The 21256-nt window shown below is 40.6% G+C and carries 14 protein-coding genes; 7 read left to right on the top strand and 7 right to left on the bottom strand.

The window, feature by feature from the left end; all coding sequences use genetic code 11:
- Positions 1-25: 25 nt before the first annotated feature.
- Positions 26-1942, bottom strand: coding sequence for a transglycosylase domain-containing protein (locus CRI9333_RS04145; RefSeq protein ID WP_015201906.1), 1917 nt, complete (start codon positions 1940-1942; stop codon positions 26-28).
- Positions 1943-2321: 379 nt separating this feature from the next.
- On the opposite strand from CRI9333_RS04145, the gene tyrS reads away from it, so the two are divergent.
- The 3 genes from tyrS (at position 2322) to CRI9333_RS04130 (ending at position 4987) form a co-directional block, all read left to right on the top strand.
- Positions 2322-3563: a tyrosine--tRNA ligase gene (gene tyrS / locus CRI9333_RS04140; protein WP_015201904.1), complete on the top strand. Its 1242-nt coding sequence runs from the start codon at positions 2322-2324 to the stop codon at positions 3561-3563.
- A 75-nt stretch (positions 3564-3638) separates the two neighbouring features.
- Positions 3639-4358 (top strand): orotidine-5'-phosphate decarboxylase, encoded by a 720-nt coding sequence (gene pyrF / locus CRI9333_RS04135; RefSeq protein ID WP_041226330.1) that lies wholly within the window; start codon positions 3639-3641, stop codon positions 4356-4358.
- Positions 4358-4987, top strand: a complete 630-nt coding sequence (locus CRI9333_RS04130) for a hypothetical protein (RefSeq protein WP_015201902.1) — start codon at positions 4358-4360, stop codon at positions 4985-4987. The genes pyrF and CRI9333_RS04130 overlap by 1 nt, the downstream gene beginning before the upstream one ends.
- Positions 4988-5067: 80 nt before the next feature.
- On the opposite strand, the gene CRI9333_RS04125 is transcribed toward CRI9333_RS04130, so the two are convergent.
- The 5 genes from CRI9333_RS04125 to CRI9333_RS04105 all read right to left on the bottom strand — a co-directional run bounded on the left by CRI9333_RS04125 (position 5068) and on the right by CRI9333_RS04105 (position 13644).
- Positions 5068-7230, bottom strand: a complete 2163-nt coding sequence (locus CRI9333_RS04125; RefSeq protein WP_015201901.1) for a pentapeptide repeat-containing protein — start codon at positions 7228-7230, stop codon at positions 5068-5070.
- Positions 7231-7433: 203 nt separating this feature from the next.
- The gene (locus CRI9333_RS04120) at positions 7434-8357 is read right to left on the bottom strand and encodes a ribonuclease D (RefSeq protein WP_015201900.1); all 924 of its coding nucleotides are present in this window, start codon (positions 8355-8357) and stop codon (positions 7434-7436) included.
- A gap of 78 nt (positions 8358-8435) precedes the next feature.
- Entirely contained in the window at positions 8436-11129 is a 2694-nt protein-coding gene (locus CRI9333_RS04115) for a chloride channel protein (protein WP_015201899.1), read from the bottom strand.
- Between the two features lie 45 nt (positions 11130-11174).
- Positions 11175-12497, bottom strand: coding sequence for a TldD/PmbA family protein (locus CRI9333_RS04110; protein WP_015201898.1), 1323 nt, complete (start codon positions 12495-12497; stop codon positions 11175-11177).
- Positions 12498-12780: 283 nt separating this feature from the next.
- On the bottom strand, positions 12781-13644 hold the full coding sequence (locus CRI9333_RS04105; protein WP_015201897.1) for a Tab2/Atab2 family RNA-binding protein: 864 nt from the start codon (positions 13642-13644) through the stop codon (positions 12781-12783).
- Positions 13645-14053: 409 nt separating this feature from the next.
- Between CRI9333_RS04105 and rtcA the strand changes: the two genes are divergently transcribed.
- Positions 14054-15094, top strand: a complete 1041-nt coding sequence (rtcA, locus tag CRI9333_RS04100; RefSeq protein WP_015201896.1) for an RNA 3'-terminal phosphate cyclase — start codon at positions 14054-14056, stop codon at positions 15092-15094.
- Between the two features lie 119 nt (positions 15095-15213).
- The gene (locus CRI9333_RS04095) at positions 15214-17040 is read left to right on the top strand and encodes a protein kinase domain-containing protein (protein ID WP_015201895.1); all 1827 of its coding nucleotides are present in this window, start codon (positions 15214-15216) and stop codon (positions 17038-17040) included.
- 91 nt (positions 17041-17131) lie between these two features.
- Here the strand turns inward: CRI9333_RS04095 and CRI9333_RS04090 are convergent, their stop codons facing one another.
- Positions 17132-17860, bottom strand: coding sequence for an AIM24 family protein (locus tag CRI9333_RS04090; RefSeq protein ID WP_015201894.1), 729 nt, complete (start codon positions 17858-17860; stop codon positions 17132-17134).
- Between the two features lie 387 nt (positions 17861-18247).
- On the opposite strand from CRI9333_RS04090, the gene CRI9333_RS04085 reads away from it, so the two are divergent.
- Both CRI9333_RS04085 and CRI9333_RS04080 read left to right on the top strand, forming a co-directional pair.
- Positions 18248-19147 carry a hypothetical protein gene (locus tag CRI9333_RS04085; protein ID WP_015201893.1) on the top strand — a complete coding sequence of 300 codons (900 nt, stop codon included), beginning with the start codon at positions 18248-18250 and terminating at the stop codon, positions 19145-19147.
- Between the two features lie 61 nt (positions 19148-19208).
- Positions 19209-21131, top strand: coding sequence for an Hsp70 family protein (locus CRI9333_RS04080; RefSeq protein ID WP_015201892.1), 1923 nt, complete (start codon positions 19209-19211; stop codon positions 21129-21131).
- Positions 21132-21256: the final 125 nt, after the last annotated feature.

The following is a 21256-nucleotide window of genomic DNA, read 5'->3' as shown; positions in this document are numbered from 1 at the left end:
TCTCTACTAATGCCAAGTTTTCTATTTAAGGGCGCTGGAATTTGCGGGGAGAGGGGAAATATTCCACAGGGGTATCGCTCAAAGCTTGGCTCATAAAGTTACGCCAAATTGGTGCTGCAAATCCACCACCTGTTACACCACGTCCTAAAGGTCTGTAGTTATCTTTACCTATCCATACAGCCGTTGCTAGTTGTGGTACATAGCCCACAAACCAAACATCACGCTCTGAGGATGTAGTTCCAGTTTTCCCTGCTGCTGGTCGTCCGATTTGCGCTGCTTTACCAGTTCCACCACTAACAACACCTGTTAGTACAGAATTTAAAGAAGCTGTTGCCCAAGGATCAAGCACTAGCTTAGGATGGGGAGTATTGTCTAGTAAAACATTGCCAGAACTATCAGTAACACGGACAATACTGGTTGTTTCCGACTGCCAACCATTACTTGCAAAAGTAGCATAAGCACCCGCCATCTCTAAAGGTGTCACCCCAATTGCGCCCAATGGTAAAGAAACTACTGGTTCAATTGGACTTTTAATCCCCAAAGTGCGGCAAATTTGAATTACTTTATCTAACCCAACAGAACGCCCTAGTTTTACAGCAGGAATGTTAGCTGATACCATCAACGCTTGGCGAATACTCATTGGGCCAGAGTAGCCACCACCGTAGTTTTTGGGAGTGTATAAAGTATTACTACCATCCCGATAGCTGACAGGCGCATCGACGACAGTAGAGTACGGTGTAAATCTGCCACTCGCAAAAGCAGCGTAGTAAACAAACGGTTTAAAAGATGATCCAGGTTGACGTTGAGATTGAGTAGCGCGGTTAAACTTACTTTTTTCGTAATCAACACCACCAACCATCGCTTTCACAAAATGCGTGCGAGGGTCAACAGCTACTAAGGCAATTTGGTTGTTATAAAGACCTTGAGAAAGCAACCGACGATGGGCGCGGCTGACTGTTTTTTCAGCCATGCTTTGGAATTTGTAATCAATAGTGGTTTGCACTCGCATTCCACCTTTCATTACTGTATCTCGCCCAAAACGTTCATTTAATTCTTGCAGGACAGCTTCTGTAATGTAGGGAACCTTACTTGACTGCCAAGATTTAATTTTGCCCAACTTAAGTTTTTGCTCTTTGGCGGCGCTTTCTTCTGCGGGTGTAATCCATCCCAATTCTTGCATCCGAGATAAAACTAAAGCTTGGCGCTGTTTTGCCTTGGTGAAGTTGCCAAAAGGACTGTACTCTTCAGGAGCTTGAATTAAACCTGCCATCATTGCGCTTTCTGCTAAGTTTAGCTGAGATGCAGGTTTACCAAAGTAGCTTTGAGCAGCAGTTTGTACACCATAATTGTTGTGACCCCAATAAACTTGATTGAGGTACATTTCGAGAATTTGATTTTTGGGAAAGATTTGTTCTAATCTAATCGCCAATACAGCCTCTGCTACTTTGCGGCTAATTTCTCGTCTTTGGGAGAGAAACAAGTTTTTGATTAGCTGCATGGTAATCGTAGAACCACCTTCTACGACATTACCTTTATCTAAGTTGGCTCTGAGGGCGCGACCAACGCTGCTAGGGTTAATCCCATGATGGTAATAAAAATGACTATCTTCAATTGCCAAAACTGCCCGCTTGAGATTTGGGGAAATTTTTTCTAGGGGTACAACTTCACGATTGGCTTCACCGTGAATATTAGCGAGTATTTTGCCTTTAATATCGTAGATGTAAGAAGTTTCGCTCGGTGCGTAGGTGCGGAGAACACGGACATCCGGGAGGTTACGGAAGCTAATCGCTAAACCAACTAATCCTCCAGCAATTACGGAACTGGCGAGCATGGTAAGCCCAAGGACGGTTCCACCCGTTACCTTACCGACTCCTTGGAGAAATTTAGGTCTCGGTGCTGGCTTTCTTGGTTGTTTGTCTTGATATACGCTAGACGATGACACGGCGATTTCACTTCCTCACTAAAATGCTGATCAGGAGATTAGGTGACACGGGTTAAAACTGTTTATAAGGATTACAGATATTTGTGGTATAAGCAGCGATCGTACACCAATTTTATTTTGATTTTTTGATTAAGTGTATAACGTTACTTTACACTCTAGATTTACTTAAAGGTAGCTAATGGCAGAGGCATTGCTACGCTTATGCAGTATAAATATATCTTGCTATATTGTTCATGCTTCTGGGGATATGGTTTGTGCAGATAAAATGGAGTTTTTCGGCTTTTTTGCTAATATATTAGCCTTTAGCTCTTTAATTGGCATAATTGCTCAAATTTGTGCCTGTAAGTTGTAAGTAAACTAATTGAATTTTGACTTCAATATGACTGATAGTGAATCCGTAAACATACTACAAAGCCTCTCTTGGCTATTCAGGGGAATTAGTGAAATTTTTCCAAACCAGCCTGATTCTAACGATGTGAGTGAGAATCTGGCTCAAAGGTTAGCACAAACGAATCGACCTTTGAGAATTAAATTAGGAATTGACCCAACTGGGGCAGATATTCACCTTGGTCATAGTATCCCAGTTCGCAAGCTACGCGCGTTTCAAGATGCTGGGCATACTGCTGTGTTAATTATTGGTGATTTTACTGCTCGAATTGGTGATCCTACGGGAAAATCGGAGGTACGCCGTCAGTTGACACCAGAGGACGTAGCTCAAAATGCTAAAACTTATTTGGAACAGGTGCGTCCAATTTTAGATTTTGATACCCCAGGACGCTTAGAAGTTCGTTACAACTCAGAGTGGCTTTCTAAGTTAGATTTGGGCAAGATTTTAGAGTTGTTATCTACAATGACTGTGGGGCAAATGCTGGCGAAGGAAGGATTTGCCCTACGCTATGAACAGGAAAATCCGATTTATCTCCATGAATTTCTTTACCCGTTAATGCAGGGTTATGATTCGGTAGCTGTAGAGGCTGATGTGGAGTTAGGAGGTACAGATCAAAAGTTTAATCTAGCTGTAGGTAGAGATTTACAAAGGCATTTTGGTCAAACACCACAGTTTGGTTTATTAATGCCTATTTTGATTGGCACTGATGGTGTCCAAAAGATGTCTAAGTCTTTGAATAATTATGTGGGTTTATCGGAACCTGCGGCAACGATGTATTCTAAGTTGCGGAAGACTCCAGATAATTTGTTAGAGCAATATTTTGAACTGTTGACTGATTTACAGTTGGATCAGTTACCAGCAGATCCGGTGCAACGCCAGAAGCTTCTAGCGTTAGAAGTTGCTACTCAGTATCATGGTCAAGAAGCGTCTAAAGAAGCTCAAGCAGCAGCAGAGTCTCTAGCAAAAAGTGGTGGGAAAGTTAACTTAACGGATGCTGCTGTCCCAGAATTTTCTTTGAAGTCGGTACAATTTCCCTCAAAATTATTTTATATTCTGGGTGCTAGTAGTCTTTGCCCAAGTACTTCAGAGGCACGACGACAGATTCAGGGGGGAGGTGTGCGACTTGATGGCGATCGCATTTCTGACGTTAATCTGGCATTTGATGCACCCGATGAACTTAATGGCAAGGTTTTACAGGTTGGCAAGAATAAGTTTGTACGGCTAATCAATTAACAATTAACAATTAACAATTATCAATTAACAATGACCTTTCCCCCTCTCTCCTCCCTCCTCTCCCCTCCCCCTAAAATGACCAGTAAAACAGATCGGATTATTGTCCCGTTAGATGTCCCAACTCAGGAAGAAGCGATCGCAAAACTAGATCAACTTCCCCAAGTAACTTTTTGGAAAGTTGGCTTAGAACTATTTGTTAGCAGTGGTGCAGAGATTCTGCATATCCTCAAACAGCGAGAAAAGCGCATTTTCCTAGATTTAAAGTTTCACGATATCCCTAATACTGTCGCGGGTGCTTGTCGGGCTGCGGGTCGTTATGGGGTTGATTTATTAACTATCCATGCAACGGGCGGTAGGATCGCCTTGAATGCCGCTATGACTGCGGTAAATGAGGGGGCATCACAAGCGGGAGTTTCACCGCCGAAAGTGATTGCTATTACCCTGTTAACCAGTCTTACATCGCGGGATTTAGCAATGGATTTAAAAATTCCGTTGGAATTGCCAGAGTATGCTTTACAAATGGCGCTATTAGCTAAGGAATCAGGTTTAGATGGGGCGGTTTGTTCCCCGCAGGAGGTAGGACAACTGCGAGATATTTGTGGGGATGAGTTTTTGTTAGTTTGCCCTGGAGTAAGACCGAGTTGGGCTGAAGCGGGGGATCAAAAGCGATCGCTTACTCCTGCTGAGGCGTTTAAAGCAGGTGCTGATTATTTAGTAATTGGTCGTCCCATTACTGCTGCTGCTGATCCTGTGGCAGCTTGGGAGAAGATTTGTGATGAGTTAGCAGTCGTGTAATGAAATATTCAACACAGGCAATGTGGGCTATAGCTACCTGCCTGATGTTGGGTTGGGCGGTGGGTGATGAGATTTCATTGCGTGAAAAATCTGCGATGGCGCAAGATTCTAATGTGGATTCAAAAGGTGAAAAGCCAATTTATAAGTCTCAGCCTCGCCTTCGCACTTGCCCTGCTGATGTCCAAGATTTAACTACTTTGTTATTGCGGGATTTACCAGGTTATGCTAATAGGGTAATTCAGCGTTCTCGACGTATAGCTAGAAAAGCAGAGACATCTGCGCTTTATGTAATTGTGGCAGGTAGACCAGAGTTTATACCCCTGAGTCTTAAGCCTGGGGAATATAGTTCTACATCGGATGCTGTATTAGAACAACCTCAGCAAGTATTTTTTACTACTTTAGAGCGACAATATACAGGTGGAAAGATGTCTGAATTGCAAAATTTCCACTGGTTATTTTTAGTTAATACAGATAGCGGTTGGCGGTTAGCTTTGATGTATTCTCGGTTTAGTTATTCTCCATCAGTTAAACCTGCTACACCACCACAAGAAAGTAGTAATGGGATTATGGGTCAAGCGGTTCGGGTGTGGTTAAAAGATTGTAATGCTGGTGCTGTGCGATCGCAGTGATAAGTCTCAACAGACACAGGACTTACGCAACTGGCGAGTGCGATTGGCACGGCGACCCCAGCAATATTCTTTCTGGGTAACTAAACTAAACCAAAAAACTGAGATATTACAGGTAACAAGTTTTTACCCGCTTCTACTACGGTGGCGATTGCAGGTAAATCAGCAATTATGCCTTTTAACATTGTGAGCGCGGTTTTGGCAGCTTTTTGCGTCGTTCCTTCTTTGGGATTTTTCCCAGCTTCAGCTAAAGCGTTTATCTGTTCTAAAGCTTCAATCTTGGTTTCTGGGGTGAGATTGGAATCGGTTTCAATTGCAGTTTGTAATTGTTTTAATAAATCTGCTAATTTCGGCGCTTCTGATTCATCAGCTTGTTCTAACTGACCAATAGTATTAGTTACAGTTCCACTAATATCGCCTAACGCAGAACCACTTATTTCCTGGTTTCCACCTGCGGCAGCTAGACCGCTAATACTACCACCTTGAACGCCGCTAATGTTGATACTACCTTGATTCTCTGGCATAATATCTCCTTGATGTTGATAAGTATTAGTATTAATAGTAGGTTTATTAAGTACAGTCATTACCATATTTTCTAAACTAGCAATCCTGATATCTTTTTCGGCTATAAGCAATCGGCTATCATTTGATGGCAAACCTTTTAAACGATTGTAAGAGGCAAAATATTCCTGACTTAATGCCGAGCGGTCAAAATCATTTCCGGTTTTTGTTCTGATTAAAAACTTATCTTTACCTCGTTTTTCCATTGCCACAATTTCTAGTTCAGCTTCTGGATGATTCTCAACTAAATGCTTAAATGAAATGGCAATAGCACGTGGGTCAACACCTTGATTGTGGTAAAGGTCGAGTGTATCTAGAATGGGTTTGATAAAATCGCCAAATTCCCCATCCTGAAAAACTTCCTTATTATTATCTGGTTTGCGATAGGGGTCAGGATTTTCTTTTGTAGGGACTCGCATATAAACGTGTTTACATCTGACCCCATCAAATTTAGTTTCTCTAGTAATGCCCCAATCTTCAATATATGCGCCCGTGAGCGTTGCACCTGTAAAATCTGTTCCGTCTAATTGTGTTTGTTTGAGATAAGCTCTGGATAAATCTGCATCTTGCAGATTCGCTTCACTTAAGTCTGAACCAATAAAACTGGCATCTGCTAAGTTAGCCCCTTTTAAATTGATACCTTGTAAATTCAGACGCTCAAAGTTTTTGCCTTGTCCCTGTCCTGTGATCAGCAACTTGGATAGTTGTAGAATTCGCAGATAAGTTGTGCCAGAACGCACACGCTCTAATAATTTGGTTTGATGAAAACAAGTACGAGTCAGAATAGCATTGCGGAAATCTGTACTTTTGAGCGTAGCATTGTTGAAATTAGCGTCACTTAAATTAGCCCCACGAAAACTTGTACCACCTGTAGCAGCAAAAGCAAAAGCGAAGGAGCGAACCCAAGCATCTTTTTCATTTCCAGTAAAAGCACGCCATCCTATGTATGCGCTAAGTAGCATGATAGCTCCGGCTACAGCTAGGGCTACAGCCACAGCTACAGCGAAGTTTAAGGCTACGGCTACTTCTGTGGCTAATGTTCCGGCAACGGCTACAGCTACGGCTACAGCTACAGCTAAGGCTACTGCTCTGGTTAATGCTCCGGCAACGGCTAAGGCTACTGCTCTGGCTACAGCTAAGGCTACGGTTACGGCTACGGCTCCCGCTAAGGTTACGGCTAATGCTCCAGCTACTTCTGTGGCTAATGCTCCGGCAACGGCTCCGGTTACGGCTAATGCTCCCACTACGGCTACGGTTCCCACTACAGCTACGGCAACGGCTCCGGCTAAGGCTCCAGCTACTAAACCGCTTTGAATAGTCATAGAAAAGAAAGCCATCAGCGTAACTAAGCAGGCTATACCAATGCTGAAGTTTCTAGCATCACTGCTATCAAGTGTGAGTATTACAAAAGAACCAACAAAAGCTGAAAAAGACCCTCCTACCCCTGACACTAGCCACGAAGCTATAATCAATCCCATTGCCCAACGACGTTGTAATCCTGCCTTAGCATCACAAAATTTCGCTTCACGTAAATTAGCCTTAGAGAAATCTGTACTTCTGATATCACATTCGCTAAAGTCTCCCCCTGAGAGATTTTGACCTTGAAAAGATTGACCACGCAGATTTAACCTGCGAAAATCTCTTTCCCCTGCTTGGTATCGCTCCAGAACTTCGGTTACTTTCATCTGTCATTCTTGCGGTCGGATTAATTAAAATAACAATAATTTATCCCAATTAATCAACTCTTGATCAGCTTAAGTACGGTTTGTTATATGACACTCACAGCCACGCGCGATCGCTTTGAGTAAGTGCTGGCATTTTATGTAAGACAATGATATCACGCCTTAGCTAATGTTAATAATTGTGCTAAATTTCAACTATAAACAGATTAAAAATGAAGATCATCTTCGTCATCCAATGTTTTTTTAGTCGTTAACCTCGCAACCGGAGTTGTTTCAATTTCTACATTTAATTCTTCGATGGCTGAACCTAATTCCTTTTGAATTTTTTGGGTAAGAGTGATCGGAAATTCTAATTTGAGTCCTAAATTTCTGGCAACTTGGGCAAGTTCAGTAAAATTAGTTTTGATTGTGGTGCGATCGCTAACAGATAATTTAAAGAATGAAGTTTCAGGTATATTCTGCACCTGCATGGCTTTTTTAACCCGTTCTTGTATATGCTCCATTTGTGAAGTAATCTGCTTCCATTGATGTTCAATTTGCTGATATCTCACAGCTAGGGCTTCTAAATCTTCTGTTTCTATAGGAGGATAACAACGAGTCATTAAATCTTGCAAACGGCTATGGATTTGAGCTACATAAACAGTATCCATCTTGACATATTGTAACTGCTTTGCCGTTAGCGGTCTTCTGCCCCAATTGCTACCTTGTTCTGATTTATCTAGATTGATATCACATAGTTCTGTGACTAATGTTTTGAGTTGATAGTTAGGTAATGGCAAGATGTAGTAGGGAATTTTTTTAGCCATCTGTAAGGTGCAGGTGACATTTTTAGCTTGCTCTTTTCCCAAAAATCTCAGATCATAGCTGGCATTGTGAAACACCTTCTCGATATCAGTATTTTGCATGATTTGGGTAATAAAATATGCCCCTAATTCAGGCTGATTCAATACATCAAAGATGTAAGTTTTATCCCCCGTTAAATCTTCAGGATCGTCTAAAACTTGAATCAGTGATAGTCTAGGCTTCTTAGTGTAATAGTCAGCTACTTCGGTATCTAGCCAAAGGATGCTAGAGCGAGTAAATTTGTCGATTAATGCTTTAATTTCGGTAGCTTCTGTTAAGTATGGCATTAAAGTATTATTTGTTCTGTTTCAAACCATGCCATTTTCATTAAACTACATATTTCTAATGGCAGATTAACTATATATTTAATCATTTAAGGCGCAACGTACTAAGATTACATGACACTGACAGCCACGCGCGATCGCTTGTGGTATATTTCCTTGAATGACTTGAGTAAGCAAACCTTCACGACTAGCGCCTAAAACAACTACATCACTGTTATCTGCTTCTGTTAACTCAATTACGGAATCTGCAATAGAACTTGCTTTAATCGGTATAGCTGTAACAGGACAATTAATGCGCTTACCCAGGGTAAATGCTGCTTGGAAAAGAGTTGTTGTATCTGGTCTTAAAATTCTAGGATTGAATACTTGGCAAACCTTAATTTGAGGAGAATTACTCATTAAAGCTAAAGCAGGTAATAGTTCTAAAGCTTGTTGAGTATTAGGGCCACCTGCTGTGGGTATTAGCCAACGATTCCATTGAGAATTTTGGAGAAGGTTAGAAGATTTTTTTTGATTATTTTTGTTGTTGTTTGTAGAAAAAATTGGTTGATTCCTTGGGTCTTCTAATCCAGAATCATTATTGAGATGCTGAGTTTTTTCTCCTAATTTCACCAATACCGCGTCACAGGATGCCCGCTCAATAATAGTATCAACAACACTACCTAAAATTTGACCAGATTTAGAGGCGCTACCATTCCACCCCATCACAATTAAATCAATATGCCGCTCTTTAATTGTTTCTAATATTGCTTGAGCTACATCTTGTGCAACTTTGATTTGGGTATGAATCGGTATATCCCACTGTCGTCCCCATCTTTCAGCTTGACGTAACAAACGACGACTTTTAGTAGTTTTTACAGGTGTTTCTGCTGGGGAGTTGTGACGAGGTACTAAAACTACTTGAATGCACTCTATTTCAAAGTTGCGATCGCGAGCAATAGCTGCTGCCAATTGTAAAATCGCCTCTGCTGTTTGAGGATTAGCTAGTGGTACTAACAATCTTCCTTTACCTACTGCTGGTGAGCGAGTTTGATAAACTACATAAGAAGGTTCAGGCTGAGGACCAATTTCTACAGTTTTTCCTGTCAGTTGATTTGCTTCTGCCCTAATTAAATCTGTACGAGTAATAATTCCTAACAACTTTCGCCCTTCCGTCACGGGCAGCCGACTGAGTTGATAGCGATTTAGCAAATAAAGCACATCAGCTAAAGAAGCATTAGACCCCACACTTATTGGTTTTGGTGTCATTATTTCCTCTAGCTGCGTATCACCTGGCAGTTGGCGTGTAGTTGCTTTAGAAAGATCAGTTTGTGTAACAATTCCTAGTAGTTGTTGATCCTCTACTACCGGAAAACCGCGATGAGGAGAACGAGAAAAAGCTTGGATAGCTTCATCTAAAGTTATTTTGATAGATAAAGTTTCTACTTGCGGCTGCATTAAATCTGCTGCTGTTAACCCAGCCAATGCCCCATTTTTTAACTGTTCTTTGGGCAATTTATAACCATTAGACTCTAACAGTCTTTGGTATAAAGAACCTTTAGCCAGTTTATCTGCAACTACATAAGAAACCACACAAGCAATCATTAGTGGTAATACTAAATTGAAGTCGGTGGTAATCTCGAAAACGATTACAATTGCTGTAAAAGGTGCTTTAGAAACAGCACTAAAAAAAGCACCCATTCCTGCCAACGCATAACTTGTTGGCAAACTCATTTCGATTAAGTGGTACTCAGACAAACCCACCAGATAGCCAATTGCAGAACCAAGAATTAAAGCTGGATTAAATAAACCGCCTGGTGCGCCAGAACCGTAAGCAATTATGGTTAAGGCGAAGTGTGCCATAAAAGCAATAATTGCAAATTCCCAACTTGCTTCACCAGTAATCAGAAATTCTCTCAGTCCGCTATTGTTGCGAAAAGAGATGGGTAATAAAGCGATGATGCACCCAGATACAAATCCGGCTAATCCGATACGGAGGGGTAAGCTAAGACTGAGGCGTTTATAAAAGGCAAGACTAGAGAGGATGGAATTATTAAATAGCGCACCTAAAAACCCGCAGATAAGTCCTAAAACGATATAAAAAGGAATTTCTGGAGCAAAAAAAGTGCTAGAAATATTGGTTAATTCTAGGTTGAGATCTAAATTACGTCCCCCTAATAGCCGAGAGATGACTGCACCAATAAAGGACGCGAGGATAGCAGTTCCTAATGTTAAGCCAGATAAATCTTGCAGGAGTTCTTCTACTACAAATAAAGTTCCAGCAATTGGAGCATTAAAACCTGCTGCTAAACCAGCGCCAGCACCAGCAGCAATCATTTGACGGCGGTGGTCTGGAGAGGTGGGAATCCATTGGCTAAGTTGTGCTGCTACAGCCGCGCCGATATGGACAGTTGGCCCTTGTCTGCCCAAGGTTAGCCCAGAACTCAGGGCAAGAATGCTTGCAACTAATTTGACTAACGCAACTCTGAGATTTAAAGCAATGGGAAATTGAGCTAAAACGGCTTTTACTTGGGGAATTCCACTACCAGCAGATTCTGAGCCAAGGCGTTCCAGCAGCCACCCACAAAGCAGCCCTAAACCAAGTCCGACACTGGGTAAGACTAATATAGGGGGTTGCTGCATGGAAGCATAAACTCGCCATGAACCTAACCATCCAACACTTTGCTTGAGTAAAACTGCTGCTAATCCTGATACTAAGCCAATCAGACAAGCTTCTGCGATCGCCAGCCGTCCTTTTGGTAGTAACCATTGCCGAAGGCGTTGATCAATTATCAATTATTAATTACTAATTTACTAATTATCAGTTAATACGACTCATTGTTAATTGTTAATTGATCCTGTGGTGGATAAACCTTCAACAATTAGAGATGGTGTGGAGCAAGGGCCGTTCCATTCAGCATCGCTGCCAATTGCTACTAACTGCTTGAGTGCAGTGTAAACATTACCACTAACCATTGTGTCTTTTACACGACCGATAATTTCACCTTTTTGGACTCTAAAACCTAACTCAACGTTGATGGAAAAGTCTCCAGAAATACCAGCACTGTCACCTAGCATTTGGTCTACTATCAACCCTTGATCCATCTGTTGTATTAAGTCTAATAAACTATCAGATCCAGGTTGAATGATTAAGTTGACTAAACCAGGGGTGGGATAGCTACCTAAACCAGGACGAAAACCATTTCCGGTTGTGTCACTACCCAGGAGGCGACCAGTGGTGCGGTCGGTATAAAATAATTGCAAAACGCCGTTTTGAATCAGGGTGAGAGGGCGTGTTTCCGTGCCTTCATCATCAAAAGGGCAACTAAAAGGCCCTATATTTGGTTGTTGAGACAAAGTGAGGGCTTCTGAAATAACTAATTTACCTAAGCGATCGCTCCAAGGTGATGCTTTTTCAATTACTCTTTTACCATTTAAAGCAGCTTGTATTGTTTCCCACAACATATCTGCTGCTTTAGCTGTAAATAATATGGGAACGCGACCACTTGGCGATGGGACATTATCGGATGCCCACTCTAAGCGTTGCAAAATTTGCTGAACTATGCGTTCTGGTTCTAGATAACCGCGTTGAGTTTGACCATCTGCAACACTGAGAAAATCTTCTCCCCGCACCCATTCGGCTCCCATGTAGCCACTAAGGGTGGTATCTTTGTAGCCACAGTCTAGCCCTAAACTGTTAATCAGGCGGGTTGTTTCTACTTCGCATTCCCACTGGCTAGTGCAAAGCACTTCTGGGTAAGCATCGCGTACTTGTGCGATCGCTTCTTTCCCCATTTTTACCAGTTGCTCGACAGGAACCGCTTCACCTAAATCAGGGTAAAGGGTTTTGCCATTTTCGGCTAATTCTATAGTTTCAGGTTCATTCAGGGATGATAGTGCGATCGCTCGATCTACTAATGCTTGCGGATCTACTGGACCATAAGCTACCGCCAAACCTGGTTTTCCATCTCGCCATAGCCGCAACGCCATTCCTTCACTTTGCACACTTTCGAGTTGCTTGAGTCGGTTGGCTTCAAAAAACACAGGTTGAGAGTGCGATCGCGACTGATACACCTCTGCTGCTTGCGCCCCTGACTTCACAGCTAATTCTAGTAACTGTTCCGTTCTATCCTTTTGATCTTCTTTGCTTGATGATTCGAGCATGGATTTTGGATTTGAGTTGGATGAAATGAAAAATACAAAAAATGCAGTTAGCGTTTGTTTTCAACTATTCAACAGTGGCAACACCATGATCAATATCAAGCCCGATTAAACTTAAAAATTAGCAAACTTGCTAACTGCTATAGCAACAAACAGGAGGCAATTGACAGCGATCAATTGGTATTTCATCTGCGTAATCTGCGTCTATCTGCTCACATCTGCGATAAAAAACCCCGCACTGCGATCCACAGCAATAAATCTAATAACGGCAGTAGTAGTTGCTATATCACGTTAAAGACAACTCCTGCAATAACCAAAATCCCGCAAAATCTTCTGATTGAGGACTTGACTGAATCGCTAAAAAATGCACTCCCTTAGCTTGTTGTTTAGCGGCCTCAAACCCTGCTGCCTCAGTTTGAGAAGAGCCGTTTAATTGCTTAACTAAAAACCAACTATCACTACCACCAGTTTCTAATAACAATCTTGCCTGTGGAGCCGGGTAGAATTTAATCAAAGCTGGTTCAATTCCAGACATCCAAGCAGCCATAGGTATTGCTCTAGGCGATAAAATAATTATCCCTGGAATGCGCGTTTGTGGTGATAAGTGCAACATTTCCAACGGAAAAGCTTCACTAAAACCAATATTCCACTCGTGCATTTCTGCAAATGCCGATGCGTCCAATGATACAAACATCCACTTTTGACCAATTAAAGCATCAGGTAGTGGTTGCGGTGGCTGAACCTCAAATTGCACCGAGGGGCTATTACTTGGTTGATAATTAGGATGACTAGGATATACATCCTGCATCCGTTCCCGTAGCCACTGATGCACGGCATACGTCCGGCGACTAGGTTCCGCTAAAATTCCTAAATCCGTACACGCTTTGACGATCATATTGTTCATCTGTCGCCGGAAGAAGCGGATTTTTTGGGGAGACTGCCCTGATTTCTCTATTGCTTCTGTTAAGGCATTCTGCAACGAAACTGAATTTACCTGCGTACTTGGACAGTACTGTGCATAGCGAAATAAGGATTCAACTGACTGGCGCGTGTCTACAGGACTTTCACACACCAAAACTTCCCAAATTTTTTTCTGGTTCTCGTCTATAATTGGTCGAGAGTAAAAATCTAATTCCCAGATTGTCCCCATATTAAGCTATTAAAATCTTGATCACCTCATCCATAATACGAGGGTGCAGTAACATTTGAGGAGGGAGGAGGGAAGAGAGATGAGAGAGGAAAAATTTTTACTTCTTTTGTTCGTGAGTAAAAACTCCTGGTTGTAAGATTGAAAAAATAAGTTATCCCATCTGTGTGCATCTGTGTTTATCTGTGGTTAATTTCTTAGAATTTGACTTATGCAATAAGTCTCATCTAGAGGACAGATAGTAAGAAGATAGTTAATTATTGTTAATATTAAAAATTGCGAAATATTTAAATTAGTTTTAATTATTTATTTTTGAATTAATAAAACATTAATAATTAATTACAAAACTTGGTAAATACTAAAAATATGATTATTGGTATGTATAAAATTAGTAAAATTTACTAATAACAATATGATTCACATTGATGGCTCTTATGGTGAAGGTGGAGGGCAGGTACTACGCACCTCTTTGAGTCTTGCCGCTATTACAGGTGAAGCTATACGCATTAATAAAATTAGAGCCGGACGGCAAAAACCAGGACTAGCGGCGCAACACCTAACTGCGGTAAGAGCGGCGGCAACTATATGTAATGCTAAGGTAACAGGCGATCGCTTGGGTTCAACAAGTTTAGAGTTTATTCCTGGTAGTGCTACTGCTTCTGGGCGATACACTTTTGATGTTTCAGATGCTTTAGGAGGACGTTCCGCAGGTGCAGTAACTTTAGTATTGCAAACAATTCTTTTGCCTTTAGCACTAGCCGATGGTAAGTCAGAGGTGATTTTACGGGGTGGTACTCATGTGGCTTTTAGCCCTTCATTTACCTACATTGAGCAAGTTTATTTACCAATACTGAAGCGGATGGGGGTACAGGCAGAAGTTAAGCTGGGTGCTTGGGGTTGGTATCCTCAAGGCGGGGGAGAGGTGAAATTGAGTGTCACTGGAGGCAATACTCTCAGTGGTATTAATTTGATGGAACCTGGGGAGTTAAAGCAGGTGCGGGGTTTGGCGGTAGTGACAGAATTACCCTCGCATATCCCACAAAGGATGGCTAGTCGCGCCGAAAATTTGTTACATCAGGCAAATCTGAAAGTAAATATACAACCTCTGCGAGAACGAGGTGCTGCACCAGGGGCAGGAATTTTCCTGACGGCTGAGTATGAAAATAGTTTGGCTGGTTTTGGTGCTTTAGGGCGTGTCGGCTTACCTGCGGATAAAGTTGCGGAGATGCCTTGTCAAGAATTAATAGATTTTAATGATACAGGGGCGGCAGTTGATGGGCATTTAGCAGATCAGTTGCTATTACCAGCAGCTTTAGCATTTGAGGGAAGTCAGTACCGAGTAGCTGATATTACTATGCACTTAAGTACCAATGCTTGGGTAATTCAGCAATTTGGGATAGCCCAGATCAATATAGATGAATTAGAGCAGACGGTAGTAGTCGAAAAACTGTAACATAATTTATCAATTAAATAACTCAGTGAAAATGCCTAAATCTTCCTGACGTGGTAATGAGCGACGGAAGTTAATTATGGGGAGAATTTAGCCTCCTGACAGTAGCTATATGGCAATTGATGTCGAAACTTCGCTTGTGCGATCGCCGCGCTACTGTTCACCTACTATCTAATAGGGAGATAGCTTTGAACACTGAGACGTGCGATCCCATATTGGGGAAATTACTCCACGAGCGTTACCAAATCAATGACTTCCTCAGTCGTGGCGCATTTGGAACAATTTATCTGGCTCAAGATATCTCAAAACCACTTCATCCTCAATGTGTGGTTAAGCAACTTAAGCTTGTCAGTAAAGAACCCAATAGTTTACAGATTGTGAGGCGGCGCTTTGCTTATGAAGCTATAGCTTTAAAAAAATTGGGTAAGCACGATCAGATTCCTCAATTATTAGGTTGCTTTGAAGATAACCAAGAGTTTTATTTAGCCCAAGAGTTAATTGTAGGAAATACCCTGAGTGAGGAACTAGGGGACAATCAACAATACAAATCTTGGGATGAAACTCAAGTAATCCAATTGTTGCAAGAACTTTTACAAATATTAGAATTTGTTCACAGTCAGGGAATTATTCATTGTGATATTAAACCAAACAATATTATTAGACGCAGTTGTGATCAACGGTTATGCTTGATTGACTTTGGTGCAGTACAACCACTTCATCCCCCTACTCCGTACAGAGAGACGAATATACCAGTTAATACGCGCCTATTAGGTTATATCTCACCAGAACAACTGATGGGTCAAACTTATCCCTGTAGTGATATTTATGCACTAGGGATGATTGCTATTCAAGCACTTACAAAATTAGAACTACGAAAGTTACCTGTAGATCTTAATAGTGGTGAATTGATTTGGCAGTACCAAGAATCAATTAGCGATCAGCTAAAAACTGTCTTAAATCAAATGGTACGGTATAACTTTCAAGACCGTTACCAGTCAGCCAAGGAAGTATTACAAGCATTACGTGAACATAGTTTAGTAAAGACAATGACAATAGTTAGTCCTAATGAATCCGAGCAAACTACTCCTCTTCAGTTAACAGGTAGCAATCCTGATTTCTTCAGAAGAGTAGGAGTTAGTATGCTTGCACTTAATAGTGTAATGAGCGCCTTTGGTTCCTATGCCTTACTTCATATTTCTCAAACTGATACCGCAACAGATAATTTAATCGACGCTATAGCAGATCATTATGCTGGGGACTTAGAAAATGCGATCGCACTTGCTCAATCAATCAGTTCTCCTGAAACACAAGCATCAACGGTAGAATGGCAAAACAATCGGAAAACTGCTAATCATCAATTTCAAGTAATTGAAACAGCTTTTAAAGAAAACCGTTGGATAGATGTACTGACTGAAGCTAAAAAAATTCCTCCTACTGCCTCTTTGCAACCAAAAATTCAGCCAATGGTGCAGCAAGCGCAGCTAAAAGTTGATACTGCCGTTAATCCTTTATTACAAAAAGCTTACAAACAAGCATCTGTTAAAGATTTTACAGGTGCTATTCGTTATATCAAACAAATTCCTCCACAAGCAAAAATTTACCCAGAAGTTCAAGCCAAAATTGCCGAGTACCAGCAAAAACAACAGTTTAGAGCAACGCATTTATTACAACAAGCTTATAAATTAGCTGCGAACAATGATTTTTCTGGCGCTTTAACATATCTCAAACAAATTCCCAAAGGAACCCGTGTTTATCCTAGCGTTCAAACAAAAATTGCTGAATATAATAAAAAACAGCAACTAATTGCCAAAGTTAATAAATCAAAACAATTAACTACTGCAAGTAATAAAAAGCCGCTTAAAAATGGCGTAATGACTAGAATCCAAAGTGTTAGTTGGGGTCAAGGATTGCAAGAAATGTCTTCAATTACTCAGGCAAAATCGAGATGAGTATGTGAATCTAATTAAACGTAAAACCACACCCAAGCGCCCCCTCCCCGTCCGCAGGGAGGGGGAATTTTTCGTTTTGTCTTTTTTAATTTCAACTTAAACCCATACCATCATTCTCAGTAACTAATAACTTACCTTCTCCTTCATATACCCACACAAAATCCTCACCGCCACTTCTGCCAAAATGACCTAATTTCCGATAATCTTCATTAATACCCTTGGTATATCCTTTAACCATGTCATAATCAGCAATTAACACTTCTCCTCTTCTCAGATCGATAACTTTTGCTGGTACACTTGTACCTGTGACAATCTGAGCTTCTTGCTCAGGTATTGCACTAATAGAAATTCTCCATCTCCCATCAGTAGAACCAACCATTTGTTTGAATTTTAATTTTTTTGCGCCTATAATTACATTGTCAGAACAACACTGGAATATCCCATCATCAAATTCCCACTGTTCTTCTTCTGATACTTTAATATTTGAATAATATAGAAAAGAACCTTTTTGTCTGGGTTCTAGGTAAACAACACCTGTGCCATGATAAACAGGTGCGTTATAATCCATTTCTGTTCTCAAAGATACCCAAAGGTCTCTTAAGCGATTATCGGTTTTATAAATTCCATAAGTTAATTGACCAACGCATCTATGCAATGAACCCTTTTGAATTATGGTTCCTGAATTTTCTATTTGAATTTCAACTTGTTGCACAAACGGAATGTTTTTGGTGGGATGATGCCATTTATTAGTTTCTTTGTTAATATTATGTTGTAAATACCATAAATCTGTTGGTTCTAAAATTTTGACTTGGTATCTCATAATTGACCTAAAGAATTTTACAGGTTGAGCAATGAATTTTGCCGTTTAGGATCGTCCTTTTTCTGGGAAGAAAGCTTCTTAATAGCACGCGATCGCATGATCGCCTCATTCATTAACTTATTGTGATACTTATAGTTAATCACCTGCCTGTATAATTAATAAATATTAAATAATCACAATGATTTTCAACAAATTGTCTTGAAATAAATTTATTTATAGCTGTAGTGAAGGTGGTTAGGGCAAAGCTACGTGGTTTCAAGGCTGACGCAAAACAAGATGGTCACTAGGTTTTATGCGTAAGTCCTGAAATTAAACTTTGGGCGATCGCTTTATTGATACTTATACGCCAAACTAAAGAAAGATACCAAATCAATATTGCGATCGCCGATGGCAAGCTTATTAACACTTTTTAGCAAAGAACAAACTGAACTTGAGACAGAACTTAACAAAGCAACCAGTACTGAGCAAGTGGTCAAGCTAGTTCAAAACAGACTCGATCATCTTGAGAAAAGTTACATGGGTCAACTGAATGTAGCTCAAGTACGTCTGGCTTCATTATTTATGGATACGCTGCGACAGTCTATTACTACTCTCAGTGCAGCTAATGAGATTCAATTAATCTCAGAACCTCAGCCAATCATTAATCAAGCTATAAAATCTGTCCCTAATAAGTTAATTCTTAAAGTATTACAGGCACTTATTGCCCTGGGAATCTTAGGTTCGTTATTTTCTTTAACTAAAACTGACCCTGGGGTATGGATGGGCATTTTGCTCATGTTTGTCCTTTTAGGACTAGAAGTAGCACTGCAACTCGACAAAAACAACCAGAAAAATATTTCTGACTTAGCAATTGCAGCAAATCAACCTACTCCGGTACTGCGAATTGATAGCAAAGTGCTTTTAGACAATTTGGCTGATGCTCTTGCCATAATTGATAATGCAGTTGCTAGGCTGGAAGAAGGAAATAAACCAGTAAGCAACAATGGTATTGAACAGTTACCAGAACTATTGAATCTGATTCAGAGGCTTTGGGGGGCATCCTTGCTCGAAAAACCTCAAATGGCGCTGGATTTGAGTAAACTGCTACCACAAATTCTGATTACCCAAGGCATTCGCGCCCAAGTATACCAAGAAAATATAGCGGGTAGCGATCGCCAATTTTTTGAGTTTGAGCCTAATATTGACCCTGATGCTAAAGATTATGTAACCGTAACACCTGCTTTATTTAAAGGAGATAGACTACTTAGACGCGGTAGGGTAATTGAACCAGCTTCTGCTGATATTTGAAAATTAATTTTATTTACTTCCTCCGGCTGATGGCACAAGGGGGATAAAGATATAAGGATATATGGAAATTCAAGAAATCATCGGTTTTGATTTGGGTCACGGGGAAACTGCTGTAGCTAGGGCAGTGGTAGAGAGTATTGAACCTCCCGAAATGTTAGAAATTAATAATAAAAAAGTTCAAATTACCGCTCTTGGTTGGCATCCTGAACTTGGTTATCTTGTGGGGGAACAAGCATTAATTCAAGCTGGGGTTACGCAGCTAGATATCTCTTTTAAACAAAAGCCAAACAACGATCCTAATTATCGCAAAACGATTCAGAATTTTTTAACAACTTACTATCACTTGTTAAAAGAAAGTAAACAAATTGATGTTGGCGAGGGCAGTTACTTTTATGTTGGTTGTCCTTCAGGATGGTCGGTGAGCGATCGCCAAGCATACCAAAAATTACTGCAAGAAGCTGGCATACCCTCAATTAACGTTGTCCCTGAATCTAGGGCTGCTTTCATGCAAGCTAAAGAAGCAGGAAAACTAGAGTATGAAAAACTGCAATCATCGGCACTAATAATTGATATTGGTTCTTCAACAACAGATTTTACCCTGGTTAAAAGCTTATCAGAAATCCCCGTAGATTTTGGCAGTAATGTTTTGGGAGCTTCCTTAATTGACAAAGCTATCTTTGCTCAAACTATAGCCAACCACTCAGACAAAGAATTACTAGAAAGAGTATTTACTAAATATCCTCATCACCAAGCACGTTGCGAACTTGCCTGTCGCAAAGCCAAAGAAGATTATTTTTCTAACGAAGAACTATACAGCAATTCCCAATCCTTTGCTCGTGGTTTTGAGTCGATCAATGAACAGATTTACTTTATCCCACAAGTGAATAAATCTGTGATGGAAGGTATCTTAAATCAACCATTACCTGAACTGGCAAATAAAAGTTGGATGGAGGCTTTTCGCTATGCAGTAAATGAAGCGAAAGAAAAACTCAAACAACAAGGAATTGTGCCTAGAGTTCTGCTAATGACTGGCGGTGCATCTCGAATGAAATTCACCCGCTTTATTTGCTCAGAAATTTTTCCCGAACCAGAAACACAAGTTAGACCAGATCCAGAACCAGAAAGGTGTATTGCATTAGGTTTAGCGCGAGTAGGAAGATGGGATTTACGCGCGTCTGCATTTAAACAAGAAGTAAACCAGCTTTTAGACTCAAATAAGCTCAAAAACTTAATTGAGAAACATATACCAGAGTTAATCGAATTGTTAACTAAGCCACTTGTAGACGGTTTAATTGCAAATGCAGTTCAACTTGCTTTGAAAGATTGGCAAAAAAACAAAATACGGACATTAGCAGACTTAGAAAGCACAATGAAACAACGCGCAGAGACATGGATAACTACCTCTGGCGCTCAACAGATAGTTAAAAGTCAATCAGTCGCTTGGTTTAATAGCAAAATTCAACCAGAATTAGCTCAAGAAACTGATCCGATTTGTCAAATGTATCAGATACCTAGAAGTAGCTTAAGATTTGAGGAAGGTATCGACCCAGCAGTGGTAAACCCAGATTTATCTATTGGAGACGCGATCCTTGCTGAGACAGTAGGTTTTATTGTTAATGTAGTGATTGGTAGTGGTACTGTTGGTAGTGTGATTGCTTTGATTTTAACTGGGCATTTAACCTGGCCAATTGTATTAGTTTATGGTGCTTCGGTGCTTGCTGCTGGAGTTGAGATAACTCGTAGTAAAACCCAACAAGCAATCAAAACTAATGTAGATGTTCCTAGTTGGAGTCGTTCTATCCTTTTAGGTGACAGCAAGATTGATTCTATCTGTCAGGAAATACGCCCTGAATTAGAAAAGGTGCTGAAAGAACAACTAACAGGTAATCAAGCAGCTTTTGATCAATTAATTGAAAAAGTTGGTCAAGGTTTGAAATCCGCTCTTTCTAGTAAGGTTCAAGAGGCAATAATTTTAATTCAATAAGTGGAGTTATTGCATAAGTATAATTTAAGATAATTAACCACAGATATCCACAGATGCACACAGATAAACACAGATGTAAGAACGGATTTTTGTAGCAGGTATAGTAGATACTGGTAATTTAGATT

Origin of the sequence: Crinalium epipsammum PCC 9333 (assembly GCF_000317495.1) — a bacterium.
GTDB lineage: Bacteria > Cyanobacteriota > Cyanobacteriia > Cyanobacteriales > PCC-9333 > Crinalium > Crinalium epipsammum.
Note: the sequence above shows the minus strand (reverse complement) of the source record. Positions and strands in the feature narration are given on the sequence as shown.

Bases quoted from the DNA above. Each gene is read 5' to 3' on its own strand.
- tyrS (WP_015201904.1), top strand. From the start codon at position 2,322: ATGACTGATAGTGAATCCGTAAACATACTACAAAGCCTCTCTTGGCTA.
- pyrF (WP_041226330.1), top strand. From the start codon at position 3,639: ATGACCAGTAAAACAGATCGGATTATTGTCCCGTTAGATGTCCCAACT.
- CRI9333_RS04130 (WP_015201902.1), top strand. From the start codon at position 4,358: ATGAAATATTCAACACAGGCAATGTGGGCTATAGCTACCTGCCTGATG.
- CRI9333_RS04125 (WP_015201901.1), bottom strand. From the start codon at position 7,230: ATGAAAGTAACCGAAGTTCTGGAGCGATACCAAGCAGGGGAAAGAGAT.
- CRI9333_RS04120 (WP_015201900.1), bottom strand. From the start codon at position 8,357: ATGCCATACTTAACAGAAGCTACCGAAATTAAAGCATTAATCGACAAA.
- CRI9333_RS04110 (WP_015201898.1), bottom strand. From the start codon at position 12,497: ATGCTCGAATCATCAAGCAAAGAAGATCAAAAGGATAGAACGGAACAG.
- CRI9333_RS04105 (WP_015201897.1), bottom strand. From the start codon at position 13,644: ATGGGGACAATCTGGGAATTAGATTTTTACTCTCGACCAATTATAGAC.
- rtcA (WP_015201896.1), top strand. From the start codon at position 14,054: ATGATTCACATTGATGGCTCTTATGGTGAAGGTGGAGGGCAGGTACTA.
- CRI9333_RS04095 (WP_015201895.1), top strand. From the start codon at position 15,214: ATGTCGAAACTTCGCTTGTGCGATCGCCGCGCTACTGTTCACCTACTA.
- CRI9333_RS04090 (WP_015201894.1), bottom strand. From the start codon at position 17,860: ATGAGATACCAAGTCAAAATTTTAGAACCAACAGATTTATGGTATTTA.
- CRI9333_RS04085 (WP_015201893.1), top strand. From the start codon at position 18,248: ATGGCAAGCTTATTAACACTTTTTAGCAAAGAACAAACTGAACTTGAG.
- CRI9333_RS04080 (WP_015201892.1), top strand. From the start codon at position 19,209: ATGGAAATTCAAGAAATCATCGGTTTTGATTTGGGTCACGGGGAAACT.